The organism is Natrinema salaciae (genome assembly GCF_900110865.1).
Lineage (GTDB): Archaea > Halobacteriota > Halobacteria > Halobacteriales > Natrialbaceae > Natrinema > Natrinema salaciae.
In genome coordinates this window covers 344,413-360,235 of the sequence record NZ_FOFD01000001.1, presented here as the reverse complement: position 1 = coordinate 360,235, position 15,823 = coordinate 344,413, and the positions used below count along the sequence as shown (strand labels likewise).

Genomic DNA, 15,823 nt, shown 5'->3' with positions numbered 1-15,823 from the left:
ATATGGGGGCACTCGAGAATTACTTCGGGCTCGCCGAACACGATTCCGACGTCGGTACCGAAACCATCGCGGGAGTGACGACGTTCCTCGCGATGTCGTACATCATCTTGGTCAATCCGTTCATTCTGGCGGACGCGATCGAAATTCCCGGCTACTCCTACTTACAGGTCGTCCAGATGATCGCAATCGGGACGATCATCGCGTCGGCAGTCGCCATCTTCGTGATGGCGTTCTACGCGAACAGACCGTTCGGACTCGCCCCCGGTATGGGATTGAACGTCTTCTTCGCGTACACGGTCGTCATCGGGATGGGAATCCCGTGGGAGACGGCTCTCGCAGCCGTGTTCGTCGAGGGGATCGTTTTCATCGTCATCACGGCGATCGGCGCTCGAGAGTACGTCATCAGGCTGTTCCCGGAGCCGGTGAAGTTCTCGGTCGGCGCGGGGATCGGGATCTTCCTACTGTTCATCGGACTGCAAGAGATGGGCGTCGTGGTTCCGGACGAAGCGACCGCCGTCGCGCTCGGTGACATCGCGACGAACCCGGCAGCCCTGCTCGGCCTGTTCGGCCTCTTCCTGACGTTCGTGCTCTGGGCGCGCGACGTCACCGGCTCGATCATCCTCGGTATCTTCGGGACGTCCGTCGCCGGCTGGCTCGCGTACTTCACGGGACTGGCCAGCCCGACGTCGGTTCTGCCGACGGCGCTGCTGAGCGAGGACGGACAGCTATCGTATGCGGTCGTCACGTCCCCGCAGTACGACATCTCCCCGCTGCTGTTCGCCTTCGTCGACGGGCTCCAGGACATCGATCCGCTCACGTTCACGCTGGTCGTCTTCACGTTCTTCTTCGTGGACTTCTTCGACACCGCCGGGACGCTCATCGGCGTCTCGCAGTTCGGCGGCTTTCTCGACGACGACGGCAACCTCCCCGACATCGACAAGCCGCTGATGGCCGACGCGATCGGGACGACCGTCGGCGCGATGGTCGGGACGTCGACCGTGACGACGTACGTCGAATCCTCGACCGGCGTCGAGGAAGGCGGCCGGACGGGCCTGACGGCGCTCGTCGTCGGACTCCTGTTTCTCGCCACGCTCGTGCTCATTCCGCTGATCGCGATGATTCCCGCGTACGCGTCGTTCATCGCGCTCGTCGTCGTCGGGATCATCATGTTACAGGGCGTCCTCGACATCGACTGGGACGATCCGGCGTGGGCCGTCTCCGCGGGGCTGACGATCACGATCATGCCGCTGACCTACTCGATCGCCAACGGCCTCGCGGCCGGCATCATCGCGTTCCCGATCCTCAAGGCTGCGATGGGCGAGTTCGACGACATTCGCCTCGGACAGTGGCTCATGGCCGCCGTCCTCGTGGGTTACTTCTACGTCCACACGAGCGGCATGATCGGCTAATCCAGGTCACGTATCCGATCGTCGTTGATTCATCATCCCGTCTCCTGATCGCGGAGACCGCCGCAACCCGTGTGTTCTTACGCTTCGAGGCCCCTACGTTACGTCACAATGGCAGACATCACCATGTACGAGCTTCCCGGCTGTCCGTACTGTGCGAAGGTCCGCTCGAAGCTCGACGAACTCGAGCTCGAGTACGATACCATCGAGGTCCCCCGTTCGCACGGCGAACGCACCGAGGTCGAGAACGTCAGCGGCCAGACGGGCGTGCCGGTCATCGTCGACGAGGCGAACGGCGTCGACGGAATGAACGAGAGCGGCGACATCGTCGAGTACCTCGAGGAGACGTACGGCGGCGGTGCGGCGTAGGGACGCTCGGTGAGCGACAGGTCGCGTTTCTCGTGCGGCGGTCGAGCGGTACCAGAAACTGACGGCCGACAGTCAGGCTGGAGTCAGCGACCCGTCGACACTCTCAGGCCGCTTCTTCGTGCTCGGAGCGCTCCCGGATAACGTCCCGGAGGTCGTCGGCGTTCCGGAGTTTCGCGAGTTCGTCGCGCTCGACCAGCGCGGTGCCGTCGACGGACTCCTGTTTCGCCCGGTCGACGACGTACACGGATCGCGTGCGCGTGACTTGGCCGATCGAACTCATGATCCGGGCACGTTTCTCCGCGGCCTTCGTGAACTTCGAGTGGCCGGTCAGGACGATGTCGCTGTCGTCTTCGTCCTCGCTGATCGCCGTAAACGGCGATCGGGCCGTCGGGTGAACGCTGTATCCGGCCCGCGTGAAGACGGCGACGACCTGTTCGTCGTCCGGGTCTGCCTCGGGATCGTCCGGCGTCGCCTCGCTCTCGTGGACGTCGTCTGCCCCCTCGAGTACGTCGACGGGGCTGGTCAGGGGTGCTTCGAACAGTTCCTCGAGCGCCATCGCGACCTCGACGGAGGCGTTCATCCCGTCCTCGTACTTCGAAACGGTCCGACGCGAGACGCCGAGTTCGTTGGCGAGTTGCCCGAGACTCCAGTCGCGGTCCTCGCGCTCGTCGGCCAGCAGGTCGCCGTCGATGTTGACGTAGAGGCCGCCGGGAGCGGCGTAGATCAGTGGCGGGACCTTCTCGATGAACAGGTTGTACGCCGTATCGGGGCTGAAGACGGGGACGCCGTGTCGGAAGTAGACGACGTCGGGTTTGAGGTCCTCGTCGCGGCTGCGCAGGCCGATGACGAGCGGCGTCGCGCCGAGGTACGTACCCAGGCGGCGCATCTCGTGGCCCGTCGCCTCGTTGAACGCGTCGATGTTCGCGAGGATCTTGACGAGGATGAGGTCCTCGCCGCGCCGCGCGGCGATATCGAAGCTCTTCGGTCGAATCGCACACCGATCGCTCACCATGAATCCCGCGTCCTCTAACATCGCGGTCACGTTGCCGACCAGTGCGGAGCGGGACATACGGGGTTGTAAGCGATTCCTCGTATAAGACATTTTCCCCGGGATGTCCGGGTGCCGTATCGCGATTCGAACCCGTATCGGGAACATAGTTATATACTGGTTTTCTCCGCGCGGCGACGGCGGTGGAATCCCGAAAACGGTTACCGGACACCCGACCAAGAGCCGCCGATGACAGTCGTCGGGCTCGACGATACCGACTCGCGCGAGCGAGGCATGTGTACGACCTACGTCGCCACGGCGATCGCTGAGCGACTGCGCCACGACGGGGCGTCCGTCGCCCGGCCGCTGCTCGTTCGGCTCAACCCCGCCGTCGAGTACAAGACGCGAGGGAACGCCGCGCTGGCGATTCACACCGACTGCGACCCCGGCCGCGCGGTCGAGATCGGCCGCGACCGACTCGAGTCGCTGGCCGAAACCGGGGACGAGCGGACGAATCCGGGGCTGGTCGTGGCCGACCACGCACCCGAAGCGGCCGCGATTCCGGACGACGTGAGCCGGTTCGCGCGGGCGGCGATCCGCGACCACCTCGAGCCCGCCGACGCCGCAGCCCTGATCGAGCGCCGCGGCTATCGGTCGTGGCACGCCGGCGACGGCCGCGGCCGGATCGGCGCGCTGGCCGCCGTCGGGGCCCGAGCGGCGCTCGAGGAGTGGACCTACGAGTACATCTCCTACCGCGCGCCCGAACGGTGGGGGACGCCCCGCGACGTGGATCACGAGAGCGTCTTCGCCGCAGCGGAGCGGGGGTATCCGGCGGTGTGGGACACCGTCGACCGCGGCGAGGGCGAGACCGTCTGCGTCCCACACGCGCCCGGCCCGATCCTGCACGGGATCCGCGGCGACGATCCGGACGCGGTGCGAGCGGTCGCCGAGGAAATCGAGAGCGAGCCCGTCGCCGCGAGCCAGTGCTTCGTGACCAATCAGGGCACGGACGTCCACCTCCGGGACGGCTCGATCGCGGCCGTCGAGGACGGACGGGCCTACCGACTCGAGGGAAGGGTCGCCGGCGAGCCCGAAACGAGACGCGGCGGACACGTTTTCGTCGATCTCGAGCCGCCGGTCACTGCCGCGGACGGGAACGGCAACGGCGACGGCGAGCGGTCGACCGAACGACTCGCCTGTGCGGCCTTCGAGCCGACGAAGCGGTTTCGTGACCGCGTGCGAGCGCTTCGCGTGGGCGATCGGATCACCGCCTGCGGCGAGGTGTCCGACGGAACGCTCAAACTCGAGAAGTTCGCCGTCCGCGAGCTCGTGCGGACCGAACGAGTGACGCCGACCTGTCCCGACTGCGGGCGAACGATGGAGAGCGCCGGTCGAGCGCAGGGCTACCGCTGCCGGGACTGCGAGACCGGGACGGCGGGGAAGGCGGAACGACCGCTCGAGCGCGACCTCGAAGTCGGCTGGTACGAGGTGCCGCCGTGTGCGCGCCGTCACATCGCGAAGCCGCTCGTCCGCGGCGGGTTCGACGCGCCGACGCACGTCGAGCGGTAGGGACGGCTACGGCTCCCCGCTGACCGACGGAATCGGTCGCGAACGCGGATCGAAACTGCGCACTGGAAACCGATCGAGCTGCTGGCGAGAAGAGAAAGCGTCGATCAGCGCATAGTGACGCCGTGGCGAGCCAGGAACTCGCTGGCCGCCTTGATCTCGACGGGGCTACCGATGATCCGACAGTAGTCCTCGCCCGCCGGGAAGACGGTGACGGTGAACTCGTCGTCGAGCTGCGATTCGAGTCCCTCGAGCGTCTCTCGCGGGAGGACGATCTGGGTGCTGTCGCGCAGCTGCGACGCGGTTGGCATACGTAGTAAAACCGTCGCCAATCGTTTATGTGTGTCGAACTTCCGTTGGTTTCGGTAATCGAGTCGAGAGTGGTCGGGGGGCGAACGCGGCGACGATCGCGACCGATGGTCGCTGGCGATACCATGCAGGCCAACTATGCACATGGATAACATACATCTAGATGGTCCGTTCCGGATACCGGCGACTGGAGCGCCCGTAGCGGACGAAATTCCAGTTCAACGGGGACGGACCCGGCGTCGGATCAGTGTCATCACGACCCACCACTGAATCGGACCCGTGAGCGCACCGACGATGGCCGATTCGTTCGGTGAGTATCACACCGGCGGGGGCGAGAGCTGACCGACAATACCTTTTCCACCGCGGCCCATCGGGCGACGACGGCTGCTTCCAGAACGCGACCGGGTTCACCGCCGGGCAACTGCGAGGTCGCTCTTCGTTTCGATCGCACGATCACCGGTGCATGAGCCACGCCGCCCGCTCGTCTACCGGTTGCTGCCGCGGAGATGCATCGGTCGAGCGCGTCGGGAGTCCGCGGCCCGAACGTATCCCCGCGGCGGAGAACCGGTCTCACCCCGTCCCGTGGACGGTTACCGTCCGCGTGTCGCTCGCGTGCGGCGACCGAACCAGCACCGGAAACGTGTCGTCGGAGGCCACGGGATAGGTCTCGTAGCCGAGCGACACCGTCCTCGTCTCGCCGGGAGCGAGACGCACGCTCGTCCCGTCGACCACTTCGGGCGTGTGACCGACGACGAGATCGATCTCGTGGCTCCCCACGGCGTCACCCGTATTTTCGACGACGGCACTCACCGAGAGCCACTCGCCGCCGGTCACCGGCGCGTTCGTCCCGGTGATCGAAACCGCGAACGCGGCGTCACCCTGGCCTCCGCTGCCGCCCCCGTCGCGTCCGCGGACGAGTACCGTCTGTGCGGCGGCGTCGTCGCCCGTCCGGACGCGAACGGGAAACTCGTCGTCGTTCTCGACCGGATAGGTCTCGTACCCCAGCGAGACCGTCACCGTCTCGCCCGCGCCGACGGTCACCGCCCGCGTGTCGACCGTCGTCGGATCGTGGCCCACGACGAGTTCGACCTCGCGACCGGCCGGGCCGTCGCCCGCGTTCGAGAGCACGGCGGTTACCTCGAGCCGTTCCCCGCCGGTCACCGGCGCGTTCGTCGAGAGGGTGGTCACTTCGAGTGAGCCGTGGGCGTCGGCGTCCTCGGTTCCGACGACGGTGACATCGGTCTCCGAGGCATCGTGGGCCGTCTCGACGCGAGCGGGGAACGTCTGCGTGTTGCGGACGGTGGCCGTCGTAAACTCGAGTCGCACGGTCTCGGTCTGCCCCGTGAACACCTCGACCGTCTCGCCGTCGACGCGGGTGGGATCGTGACCGACGATCAGCTCGGTCTCCACGTCGACGAACGCGTGATACGTGGAACTCCCTTCGGGCTCGATTTCGGCCTCGACGATTAGCTCGTCGCCCGCACGGACCGGCGCGTTCGTGTCGATACTCGAGACACGGTGGAACGCGTCGACGGACGGCCCGTCGGTTCGACCGCTCGAGAGCCGCCCGTCGCGGCAGGCGACCCACGCCATCATCGGGTACTCGCCGATGAACCAGATCGCGTTCCCGCCGGCCGTCGTGTACGTGACCGTCGCCGTCGACCCCGACAGATCGGTGCGGTCGACGTACGTCGCGTTGCGCCCTTCCTGCCAGAAGAGTCGCCGGAGCGTCCCGCTCTCGTCGGTGGCCGTCGCCGTCACGCGGATCTCGTCGCGCACGGTAACTGTGGCGTCCGGTCCAGGGTCGCACGTCACGTCGACGCTCGGTACCGCCGGCGCGCTCTCGGTGACGTCGACCGTCCACGAGACCGTCGTCCCGTCGACGGTCACGCGCACGTCGTACGACCCGGTCTCGTCGAACCGGCCGTAAGCGGCCGGGTTACCCGTGATATCGGTGTAGCTGTAGAACGGTGCCGCCGGTGCGATCTCGTCCCCATCCCCGTCCGCGCCGTCGACTCGCCAGTCCGCTGCCGGCGGTTCGACCGCCGGCGTCGCCGCGGCCTCGAAAACGATCTCGTCACCGGGCCGGACGGCCGTGGTGCGTTCCGTGGGACACACGCGCTCGAGGGAGCGCGACTGGGCGTCGGAGACGCCCGTCGTCGCGAGGGCACCCACGCTACTTCCCACCACTGCCACGTATTCCCGCCGTCGCATACGGTATCGTACGGCGTACGGGCCGGTATAGCTAGTACAACATTGGTGAGACGAAGACAACCGAGAAAACGAGTGTTCGGTTCGGCCGGAGGATCGCGACGGAGTCGAAATCGGGACCGTCGCGTCAGTTACAGCCGATTCGATCGGCCCCGCGCTCGGTCGCAGTCGCCGTCGGGATCGGGCCGAGGGCCGGGCCGTCGGTCGGGATTCGCAACGTGTGTCTCGAAAGGGTTTTTCGGCACGACCGGTTGTATACGGACAAATGGGGCTCGAGGATGAAATCGAGGCAATCGAGGATGAAATCGCCAACACGCCCTACAACAAGTCGACGGAGGCCCACATCGGCCGGCTGAAGTCGAAGCTCGCGGAGAAAAAGGAGAAACTCGAGAAACAGCAGTCCGGCTCCGGCGGTGGCGGCGGCTACTCCGTCGAGAAGCACGGCGACGCGACCGTCGCGCTGGTCGGATTTCCGAGCGTCGGCAAGTCGTCGCTGCTGAACTCGCTGACCAACGCCGAGAGCGAAACCGGCTCCTACGAGTTCACGACACTCGACGTCAACCCGGGCATGCTCACCCACCGCGGCGCGAACATCCAGCTGCTCGACGTCCCCGGGCTGATCGAGGGCGCTGCGACGGGCAAGGGCGACGGCCAGCAGGTGCTGGCGGTCGTCCGCAACGCCGATCTGATCATCTTCATGCTCTCGGTGTTCGAGATCGAGCAGTACGACCGCCTCCAGAAGGAGCTGTACGACATCAACATCCGCGTCGATCAGGAGCCCCCGCGGGTCACGGTCCGACCGAAGATCAAAGACGGCATCAAGATCACCTCGAGCACCGACCAGGACCTGGACGAGGAGACGATCAAGCACGTTCTCCGCGAGCACGGCTACGTCAACGCCGTCGTCAACCTGCAGGAGAACGTCACCATCGACCGGCTGGTCGACGGGCTGATGGAGAACCGGGAGTACATTCCCTCGATCACCTGCGTCAACAAGGTCGACCTAATCGATCCCGACTACAAGGAGACGGTCGACGAGCAGTTGCGCCAGCGCGACCTCGATCCCGCGGACGTCACTTTCATCAGCGCCGAGGAGGAGAAGGGCCTCGAGGCGCTCAAGGACCGCATCTGGGACAACCTCGGCCTCATCCGCGTCTACATGGACAAACCCGGCCGCGGCATCGACTGGGAGGAACCGCTCGTGATCGAGCGGGGAACCACCGTCGGCGAGGCGATCGAGAAACTCGGCGGCGAGATGGAGGAGCGGTTCCGCTTCGCCCGGGTGACCGGTCCGAGTGCGGCCCACGATCAACAGCAGGTCGGGAAGGATCACGTCCTCGAGGACGAGGACGTGCTGAAGTTGATCCTGCGGCGATAGCCGGTTCGGCCCCGTTGCCCACACGTATCCGTCACCGCGCTCGGTCTGCGAAATTATTCGGCCATGAATAATATAAAATACCCATAGTTGTGTCGAATGGTAGAGTAGATGGCGTCCGAGGTGCTCTTTCTCCGACATTCACTCAGTCTAAAATGTTTGATTTGACAGTATTCGTATCGGAATGGCGAAGAATATACGACAGCCCGAAGACTAGGTAGGTATGGCTGAATTCGGCGCACTCTCGCTGGCTCCGCCGCTGCTCGCGATCGTCCTCGCGATCTGGACGCGGCGACCGATCCTGTCGCTGTTCCTCGGGATCTGGTCGGGCGGAGTCATCGCTACCGGAAGCATCGGCATCGGACAAACGTTCGAGTGGATCACTGGAGCCATCGCGGACGTGTTCCACGCGAATATCCTGGTTTTCACCCTGCTGCTCGGATCGGGTGTGGCACTGATCTGGCGACTCGGCGGTGCGAGCGCCGTCCGGAACTGGGCGACCAGCAGGCTCGAGACCCAGCGAAATGCCGGCGCGGCGACGTGGATACTGGGAATCCTCCTGTTTTTCGACGATTATGCCAACACGGCGATCGTCGGCAGTACGATGCGCGAGATCTCGGATCAGCTGCACATCTCTCGCGAAAAGCTGTCCTACATCGTCGACTCAACGGCCGCGCCCGTTGCGACGATCGGGCTCTCGAGCTGGGTCGCGTTCCAGCTCTCGATGATCGACGACGGATACACTGCCCTCGTCGAGAGCGACGACTACGCTGTCACCGCGGCTGACACGCCGGGTGTGTTCGAGACGTTCGTTAGTTCGATTCCGTTCAACACGTACTCCCTACTCGCGATCGTCATGGTGGGCGTTATCGTCCTCTCACAGCGCGACTACGGGGAAATGCTCGACGCTGAACACCGATCGTGGCAGACTGGGAAGGTAAACCGCGACGAGGCACAGCCCCTCCAGGAAGTCGAGAAGGATCTGGGCGCGCCGATCGAGGACCGACCGATGCTCCGGACGTTCTTCGCACCGATCGTCGTGCTGATCGCGGTCACGCTCTCCGGGGCGTTCTGGACCGGCTATCAGTCGTGGCTCGACCAGCAGGCTGAGGCGGGTGCGACGACGTCGCTCGAGACCGCCATCGGAAACGACGGCGTCGTCCAGGTGCTGGTCGACGTCGTCGGCGCGGGCGACTTCGCGGCCGCGCTCGTCTGGGGCTCGTTCGCGATGGTCGCGACCCTGATCCTCATCGGACTGGCCTACGATCTCTTCGACCTCGGAGACAGTGTCGACACGATTCTCGATGGCTTCTCCCTGATGCTGACCGCGGTGACGATCCTGGTCCTCGCCTGGTCGATCAGTGCGGTCGCGGAGGAGCTCGGCACTGGCAACTACGTCGCCGGCATCGCGGAAGGGGTCGTCTCGCCGGCCGTCCTCCCGATCGTCGTGTTGCTCGTGTCCGCGTTCGTCGCGTTCACCATGGGCTCGTCGTGGGCGACGATGGGTATCGTGACGCCGATCTCGATCCGGGTCGCCTACGAACTCACCGGCACGTTCGAACTCATGCCGGTGATGGTCGGCGCAGTGTTCTCGGGCGCGATCTTCGGGGACCACTCGTCACCGATCTCCGATACCTCGGTCCTCTCGGCGACGTTCACCGGTGCAGACCTCATCGATCACATCCGCACGCAGCTCTACTACGCCGGAACCGTCCTGTTCGTCGTGGTCGTCTGTTACGCGCTCTACGGTTTCTTCGGTGTTCCGTGGATGGTCTTCCTCCCCCTCGGCGTCGTCCTGCTGGTCGGACTCGTCTACGGGCTCTCGGAGATCGACGCACAGCGCAAAGGCATCGCTCCCAGAGCCTCCTCAGCCGACGTCGACCGCACCGGTCGAGGGCCCGAGGCCGAACCCGGATCCACCCCGGAAGACCTCGACTAGACCGCCGTCTCCGCCATATTTTTGCCGTCCGCAAGACAGAGATTGCGTATGGACGGAACGCTCGACCACACGATGATCCGCGTCGCCGACCTCGAGGAATCGCTCGACTGGTATCGGACCCACCTCGAGTACGAAGAAAAAGATCGCTACGAGGGCGACGGGTTCACCATCGTCTATCTCGGGCCCGAGGAGATGCACGAGGACGGGGCGATGCTCGAGATCACCCACAACGAGGGCGAGGAGCCCGACGTGGGCGACGCCTGGGGCCACATCGCCGTCCGCGTCCCCGAGGGCGAACTCGAGGACTACTACCAGCAGCTCATGGACGAGGGCGTCGACGACTACCGCGACCCCGAATCCTGTGGCGGCCGCTACGCGTTCGTCAAAGATCCCGACGGCCACGAGATCGAGATCGTCCAGCGCGAGACCGGCGCACGCTGGTCGCTCGATCACACGATGATCCGCGTCGAGGACGCCGACGAGGCGCTCGGCTTCTGGACGCGTAAGTTCGAGTACGACGAGGTCGGCCGCTGGGAGGCCGACACCTTCGCGAACTACTTCGTCGAACCCACGGACGCCGCCGACGAAGCGATGTCCGTCGAACTCACCTACAACTACGACGGCCGGAGCTACGAGCTAGGCGACGCCTGGGGGCACCTCTGTGTCCGTATCGACGACCTCGAAGCGGACTGGGACCGACTCATGGAGCGGGAGGCCGCCGACTATCGTGATCCCGAGAGCTGCGACGACATGTACGCCTTTACGAAAGATCAGGACGGTCACGAGATCGAACTCATCGAACGCGACCTCGAGGCCGACTCGCTGTTCCCGTTCTAGAACGGCCGTCCCGCGCAGTGGCGGGGTGGCAACCGGCCGCTTTCTCTCTCCTGTTCTCCCGCACCCGTCGCCGTCCGACCGACCGCAGATCGCTCCCGGCGACGCACGGGTCAGTACAACCGTTCACCGTTCCGACGTCGATCACGGGACGCCGCCGGCTCGGCCGGGACGTGCTGTTCGAACCGTTAGAGTTCGGGGATCGGAACGACGACGACCGGCCGGCTCGCGTCGCCGAGAAGGCGTCGCGCTGTCGAGCCGAGTTCGCGCGTCGCCTCGGGATCGCCGCCGTGCGTTCCGACGACGATCTCGTCGGCGTCGACCTCGTCCGCCGCCTCGAGCAGGGTCTCGGCGGGGGCACCCGATCGACGCGCCGTCTTCACGTCGCCCGCGGTCGCGAGCCTGACCGGTGCGACGTTCAGCGCTTCCTCGCGATCGCGACGTGCCGTCGGATCGTCGGACGGTGACACGCCGATCGCGGTCACGGTGTCGTCGGGCGTTACCCGATCGGCCAGATAATCACAGATCGCCGCCGTCGTGTGGACGGAGTCGGTTCCCACGAGATACTGCATGGCGGCCCTACGGCGGCGAGTTCGAAGAACCCTGCGGACCGACGGCCGGCAGCCGCAGGTATTGCCGTATTTTCCGGTCCAGAAAACGCGCTCGTACCACTAATACGAAGCACCGATACGAATCGAACGGGGGACGAGAGGCTATCCCCGTCCGCCTTCAGCGATCCCCCGTGCTTCCCCGCATCCGATCATCCCAGGGTCGCGACGCCTGCCCCACGCGTTCCCGCGAACCGCCCCTCCGCGGGGACGTTCCGCGTCGACCGGCCCTCTCGTTGCCAGCGCGACGGTGATCCTGGGATCGCTTCGGCCCGACACGGTCGGTAGATCCGATTCTCGATCAATGACGACCGTACAACGAGTACGTGATCGCGACCAGCCCGAGCAGTCGGCTCACGTTCTCCAGCAGTGCGATGACGATCCGGTCCGAACTGACGAGCGTCGCCATGACGACGTTAATCAGGAACGGAAACAGCGTCAACAGGAGGAGACCGATGGCGAGATAGAGCATCGACGTCGCACCGTTGCGACGGTAGCCCCGATAGGCCTGGTAGGCGATGAGTGTCCCGAAGAGCGCGACGAGAAAGAGGCTCGCGACTGTCACCAGTTCGAACAACGTCGCCTCGTCTATCCGGACGACGTTTCGGCTCATCGCAGTCCCTCCCACATACGGGTGAACTTGTCGGCGACGTCTTCTTCGCGATACGATAACTCGAGCGAGAACGAGCCGTCCTCCAGCGAGAGTTCGAGCCGGTCGAGGTTCGCGCTGTAGACGCTGTAGTGGTTGCCGTCCGGTGCGAGTTCCGTCTCTTCGGTGACGAGACGACACTCCTCGAGCCGGTCGAGCCGCCGGTAGATCGTCGGGAGGGACGCATCACACCGTTCGCTCAGTGTACTGGCAGACATGGGTTCGACGCTCGTGTGGGTGAGGATATCCCGTGCGTACTCGTCGTCGAGAACCTCGAGCAGTGTCGACAGGTCGGTATCCTCACTCACTGGTATAGCAGTTCGTTCCGGTATAACTATGAAAAGCAGTCCGATTTTTCCGAACGAGAAAACGCGGTCGTCGCTCAGCCGAGGGAAGCGCCGACGACGGCGTGCCGGGCTCGACCACCTGGCGGAGTTCACAGGACGGTAATCTATTCTTTCGGTGGCCAAGTCGGTATTTCCCGTGCAAACACTCTGTAGCCATTATTTCTTTGCTTGTAGTGGCAACTCCGATATGGATTCTCAGGTCTCGCGAGAGATCAGTCACGACGAGTACGACCCCTGGGGGACACTCGCGCTGGTCGCGCTGTACTTCCTGGCTCTCACTCTCATGTGGCTGTTTACGTACTTCGTCGAGTTCGTCGGAAACGACCTGACGGTCTTTGGCACGATTGTGTCAGTGATGGCCGGATGAGGATTCACACGTACGAGAAGCTCTGGATCGTGGGATCGATGGTGCTGATCGTCGGCTTCATCGTGACGATCACGTACGGGTCGGTCGGGCTCGGGATCACGATGATCGGTAACGAAGAGGAGACGATCGCGCCGAACGAACTCAACGACGACGAACAGTTCGGCGAGCCACGAGTCGAACAGATCGGTGAAGACGAGTACGCGGTGTACGTCGTCGCCCAGACGTTCATCTTCCAACCCGATCCGATCGAAATCCCGGCGAACAACGAGATCACGTTCCACGTGACGAGCCGGGACGTCGTTCACGGCTTCTACGTCCCCGGTACGAACCTCAACGCGATGGCCATTCCGGGGCAGATCTCCGAGATGACCGTCGAATTCGACGATTCCGGCGAGTACGGCCTCATCTGCCACGAGTACTGCGGCGTCAGCCACCACGAGATGGAGGGGCTGATCGTCGTCCAGCCCGAGGACGAGTTCGACCTGACAGACCTCTCCGTCGAGTCACAGGACACCGTCGCGCCGGACGACACGATCGAACTCACCGCGACGGTCGAGAACGGCCAACTCGAGCCGCTCGAGACCACGGTCGACGCCGAGATCGGAACCGAAACGTTCCAGCGGGAGGTCACAGTCGACGGCGAGGGAACCCAGAACGTCACGTTCACCGTCGATAGCGCCCAACTCGGCGAGGGCGAGCACGACTGGTCGGTCTCCGTCGACGACGAGGAGGAGACGGGATCGGTGGAAGTGGTGAGCAACGAGACCAACGGGACGGACGGAGGGGCGGATACATGACCACCCTGTTCGTCGATCGGTATCCCGCCGAGGCGCGTCTCGTTCGGGCCGCCTTCCTGAACTCGTTTATCGCGTTCGGGATCGGCGCGCTCTTCGGGCTCATTCAGGCATTCCACCGGACGGACATCTTCCGCTTTCTCGAGTCGGCGGAGTACTACACCGTCCTGACCGGCCACGGCGTCTTCCTCGTCATCGCGTTCACCATCTTCTTTCTCGTCGGGCTCTACCAGTGGGCGGTAACGGACAGCCTCGAGCGGGGTCCAGTCGACCGACGATTCAGTTGGCTCTGGTACGGCCTGATGTCGATCGGATCGCTGGTCACGGGGATCGCGATCCTCGCCGGATTCCTCGAGGAGCCCCCGGTGGTGCTCGGCTCGGAGCTGAGTTCGGACGTGCTCTTTACGTTCTACGCGCCGCTGCAGGCTCACCCGCTTTTCTATGCGGGACTGACCGTGTTCGTCGTCGGGACGTGGCTCGCCGGATTCGACTGGTTCCGCACGTGGTGGGCCTGGAAGGACGACCACCCCGACGAGCGGATCCCGCTCCCGACGTTCATGGTGTTGACTACGATGATCATGTGGTATCTCGGCACGATCGGCATCGCGACCGCCATTCTGGTGTTTCTCCTGCCGTGGTCGCTCGAGATGATCGAGAGCGTCAATCCCCTGTTGACGCGAACGCTGTTCTGGTTTTTCGGCCACATGGTCGTGTACTTCTGGTTGCTGCCGGCGTACCTGCTGTGGTACAACGTGTTACCGAAGCTCTCGGGCGGGCGACTGTTCAGCGATCCGCTCGCGCGGGTCGTGTTCATCCTGTTCGTGTTGCTCTCGACGCCGGTCGGGATCCACCACCAGTACATGGACCCGGGCATCGCAGAAGGGTTCAAGTTCATCGCGATGACCAACACGATGTTCCTGCTGTTGCCGAGCCTGTTGACCGCCTTTACCGTCGTCGCCAGTATGGAACACGGGGCCCGCCAGCGCGGGGGCGAAGGGACGTTCGCCTGGCTCCGAGCGCTCCCGTGGCGGAACCCGGCGTTTACCGGGATGGCGCTGGCCGGAGCGGTCTTCGCGTTCGGCGGCTTTACTGGCATCGTCAACGCGGGGATGAACATCAACTATCTCGTCCACAACGCGCTGTGGATTCCCGGACACATTCACACACAGGTGGGGACCGCGACCGCGTTGACGCTCATGGCCGGAGCGTACTGGCTCGTCCCACAACTGACCGGGAACCGGCTCGTCGGCCGGGAGGTCGCCCTCTTTCAGGTCGTACTCTGGTTCGTCGGCATCGTGTTCATGACGAACTCGATGTATCGAGCGGGGCTCGTCGGCGTCCCGCGCCGGACGGCGGAGCCGCAGTACCAGGGCTTCGACTACAACGTCGGCGTCGGCTCGATGGGCGAACTCAACGCCCAGCTCGCGCTCGGCGGCACCCTGCTGTTTCTCTCCGCGATGCTCTTTCTCGCTCTCATGCTCCTGACGGTGTTCAACAACGACAGCGAGCCGATCGTCGACGGGACGATCCCACCGGCACTGTCCGGGCCGGAGGACTCGCCCCGCGTTCTGGACAACCTGGCGCTGTGGTTCGGGATCGCGTTCGTGCTGCTCGTTCTCGCCTACGCGCTTCCGTTGGTCGCCATCGTGCGCCAGAGTGGACTCTTCGGCCAGGACATCAGGGCGTTTCCCGTCTCCAGCGAAGCCGTCATGTACCTCCAGTTCGGACTAGAGTACGTCGGAGCGCTAGTCACCTGATGCATACTTCCCCCGCTAAATTACTGATCCTCGTCGCACTGACCCTCGTGATCCTCGTCGAGGGACGCACGGTCCTCGCGTTCTTCGGGATCGGTATTTCACCGCTCGAGACGGCGCTGATCGGCTTCCTCGCCATCGTCGCGCTCCTCGTCTGGGCGATTCGACCGCTCGGTGGCGATCCCTCGGAGTCAGATTGACATCCTGCGCCCGTTCAGCCGATACCGGGAACCCCGTCGAGACGCCGATTCCGACGCCCCCACCGTGAGCGTCTCGGCTGGAACAGTGTGGCCCATTAAAGGCGGCT

The 15,823-nt window shown here is 64.6% G+C and carries 16 protein-coding genes; 10 read left to right on the top strand and 6 right to left on the bottom strand.

The features are described 5' to 3' along the window. Positions 1-2 precede the first annotated feature (2 nt). Both BMX07_RS01780 and BMX07_RS01775 read left to right on the top strand, forming a co-directional pair. A complete protein-coding gene (locus BMX07_RS01780; RefSeq protein ID WP_090612719.1) occupies positions 3-1,409 on the top strand; it encodes an NCS2 family permease in 1,407 nt (468 codons plus the stop codon). Positions 1,410-1,517: 108 nt separating this feature from the next. Then, a complete protein-coding gene (locus BMX07_RS01775; RefSeq protein ID WP_090612716.1) occupies positions 1,518-1,775 on the top strand; it encodes a glutathione S-transferase N-terminal domain-containing protein in 258 nt (85 codons plus the stop codon). A 103-nt stretch (positions 1,776-1,878) separates the two neighbouring features. Here the strand turns inward: BMX07_RS01775 and BMX07_RS01770 are convergent, their stop codons facing one another. Continuing rightward, on the bottom strand, positions 1,879-2,844 hold the full coding sequence (locus BMX07_RS01770) for a transcriptional regulator (RefSeq protein ID WP_090612714.1): 966 nt from the start codon (positions 2,842-2,844) through the stop codon (positions 1,879-1,881). Between the two features lie 168 nt (positions 2,845-3,012). Here BMX07_RS01770 and BMX07_RS01765 point away from each other — a divergent pair, with 168 nt between their 5' ends. Next, complete coding sequence (locus BMX07_RS01765) at positions 3,013-4,332, top strand: tRNA(Ile)(2)-agmatinylcytidine synthase (protein ID WP_090612711.1); 1,320 nt, start codon at positions 3,013-3,015, stop codon at positions 4,330-4,332. Positions 4,333-4,436: 104 nt separating this feature from the next. On the opposite strand, the gene BMX07_RS01760 is transcribed toward BMX07_RS01765, so the two are convergent. Further along, entirely contained in the window at positions 4,437-4,640 is a 204-nt protein-coding gene (locus tag BMX07_RS01760; RefSeq protein ID WP_090612707.1) for a VNG_1110C family protein, read from the bottom strand. Positions 4,641-5,208: 568 nt separating this feature from the next. Beyond that, entirely contained in the window at positions 5,209-6,852 is a 1,644-nt protein-coding gene (locus BMX07_RS01755; protein ID WP_090612702.1) for a hypothetical protein, read from the bottom strand. Positions 6,853-7,114: 262 nt separating this feature from the next. On the opposite strand from BMX07_RS01755, the gene BMX07_RS01750 reads away from it, so the two are divergent. The 3 genes from BMX07_RS01750 (at position 7,115) to BMX07_RS01740 (ending at position 11,000) form a co-directional block, all read left to right on the top strand. Next, positions 7,115-8,227, top strand: a complete 1,113-nt coding sequence (locus BMX07_RS01750; RefSeq protein ID WP_090612697.1) for an OBG GTPase family GTP-binding protein — start codon at positions 7,115-7,117, stop codon at positions 8,225-8,227. 220 nt (positions 8,228-8,447) lie between these two features. Beyond that, entirely contained in the window at positions 8,448-10,163 is a 1,716-nt protein-coding gene (locus BMX07_RS01745; RefSeq protein WP_090612693.1) for a Na+/H+ antiporter NhaC family protein, read from the top strand. 48 nt (positions 10,164-10,211) lie between these two features. Continuing rightward, positions 10,212-11,000: a VOC family protein gene (locus tag BMX07_RS01740; protein WP_090612689.1), complete on the top strand. Its 789-nt coding sequence runs from the start codon at positions 10,212-10,214 to the stop codon at positions 10,998-11,000. Positions 11,001-11,185: 185 nt separating this feature from the next. Here BMX07_RS01740 and BMX07_RS01735 read toward each other — a convergent pair whose 3' ends face one another. The 3 genes from BMX07_RS01735 to BMX07_RS01725 form a co-directional block, all read right to left on the bottom strand. Beyond that, on the bottom strand, positions 11,186-11,569 hold the full coding sequence (locus BMX07_RS01735) for a universal stress protein (RefSeq protein WP_090612686.1): 384 nt from the start codon (positions 11,567-11,569) through the stop codon (positions 11,186-11,188). Positions 11,570-11,906: 337 nt separating this feature from the next. After that, positions 11,907-12,218, bottom strand: coding sequence for a DUF7521 family protein (locus tag BMX07_RS01730; protein WP_090612682.1), 312 nt, complete (start codon positions 12,216-12,218; stop codon positions 11,907-11,909). Then, a complete protein-coding gene (locus BMX07_RS01725; protein ID WP_090612679.1) occupies positions 12,215-12,562 on the bottom strand; it encodes an ArsR/SmtB family transcription factor in 348 nt (115 codons plus the stop codon). The genes BMX07_RS01730 and BMX07_RS01725 overlap by 4 nt, the downstream gene beginning before the upstream one ends. Positions 12,563-12,788: 226 nt before the next feature. On the opposite strand from BMX07_RS01725, the gene BMX07_RS01720 reads away from it, so the two are divergent. Genes BMX07_RS01720 through BMX07_RS01705 form a run of 4 tightly spaced genes read left to right on the top strand, consistent with a single transcriptional unit; the run spans position 12,789 to position 15,716 of the window. Further along, positions 12,789-12,968, top strand: coding sequence for a cytochrome oxidase (locus BMX07_RS01720; RefSeq protein WP_090612675.1), 180 nt, complete (start codon positions 12,789-12,791; stop codon positions 12,966-12,968). Then, positions 12,965-13,765, top strand: coding sequence for a cytochrome c oxidase subunit II (locus BMX07_RS01715; RefSeq protein ID WP_090612672.1), 801 nt, complete (start codon positions 12,965-12,967; stop codon positions 13,763-13,765). Before BMX07_RS01720 ends, BMX07_RS01715 begins: the two co-directional genes overlap by 4 nt. Continuing rightward, on the top strand, positions 13,762-15,519 hold the full coding sequence (locus tag BMX07_RS01710) for a b(o/a)3-type cytochrome-c oxidase subunit 1 (RefSeq protein WP_090612668.1): 1,758 nt from the start codon (positions 13,762-13,764) through the stop codon (positions 15,517-15,519). Before BMX07_RS01715 ends, BMX07_RS01710 begins: the two co-directional genes overlap by 4 nt. Next, a complete protein-coding gene (locus BMX07_RS01705) occupies positions 15,519-15,716 on the top strand; it encodes a CbaC protein (protein ID WP_090612665.1) in 198 nt (65 codons plus the stop codon). The genes BMX07_RS01710 and BMX07_RS01705 overlap by 1 nt, the downstream gene beginning before the upstream one ends. Positions 15,717-15,823 lie beyond the last annotated feature (107 nt).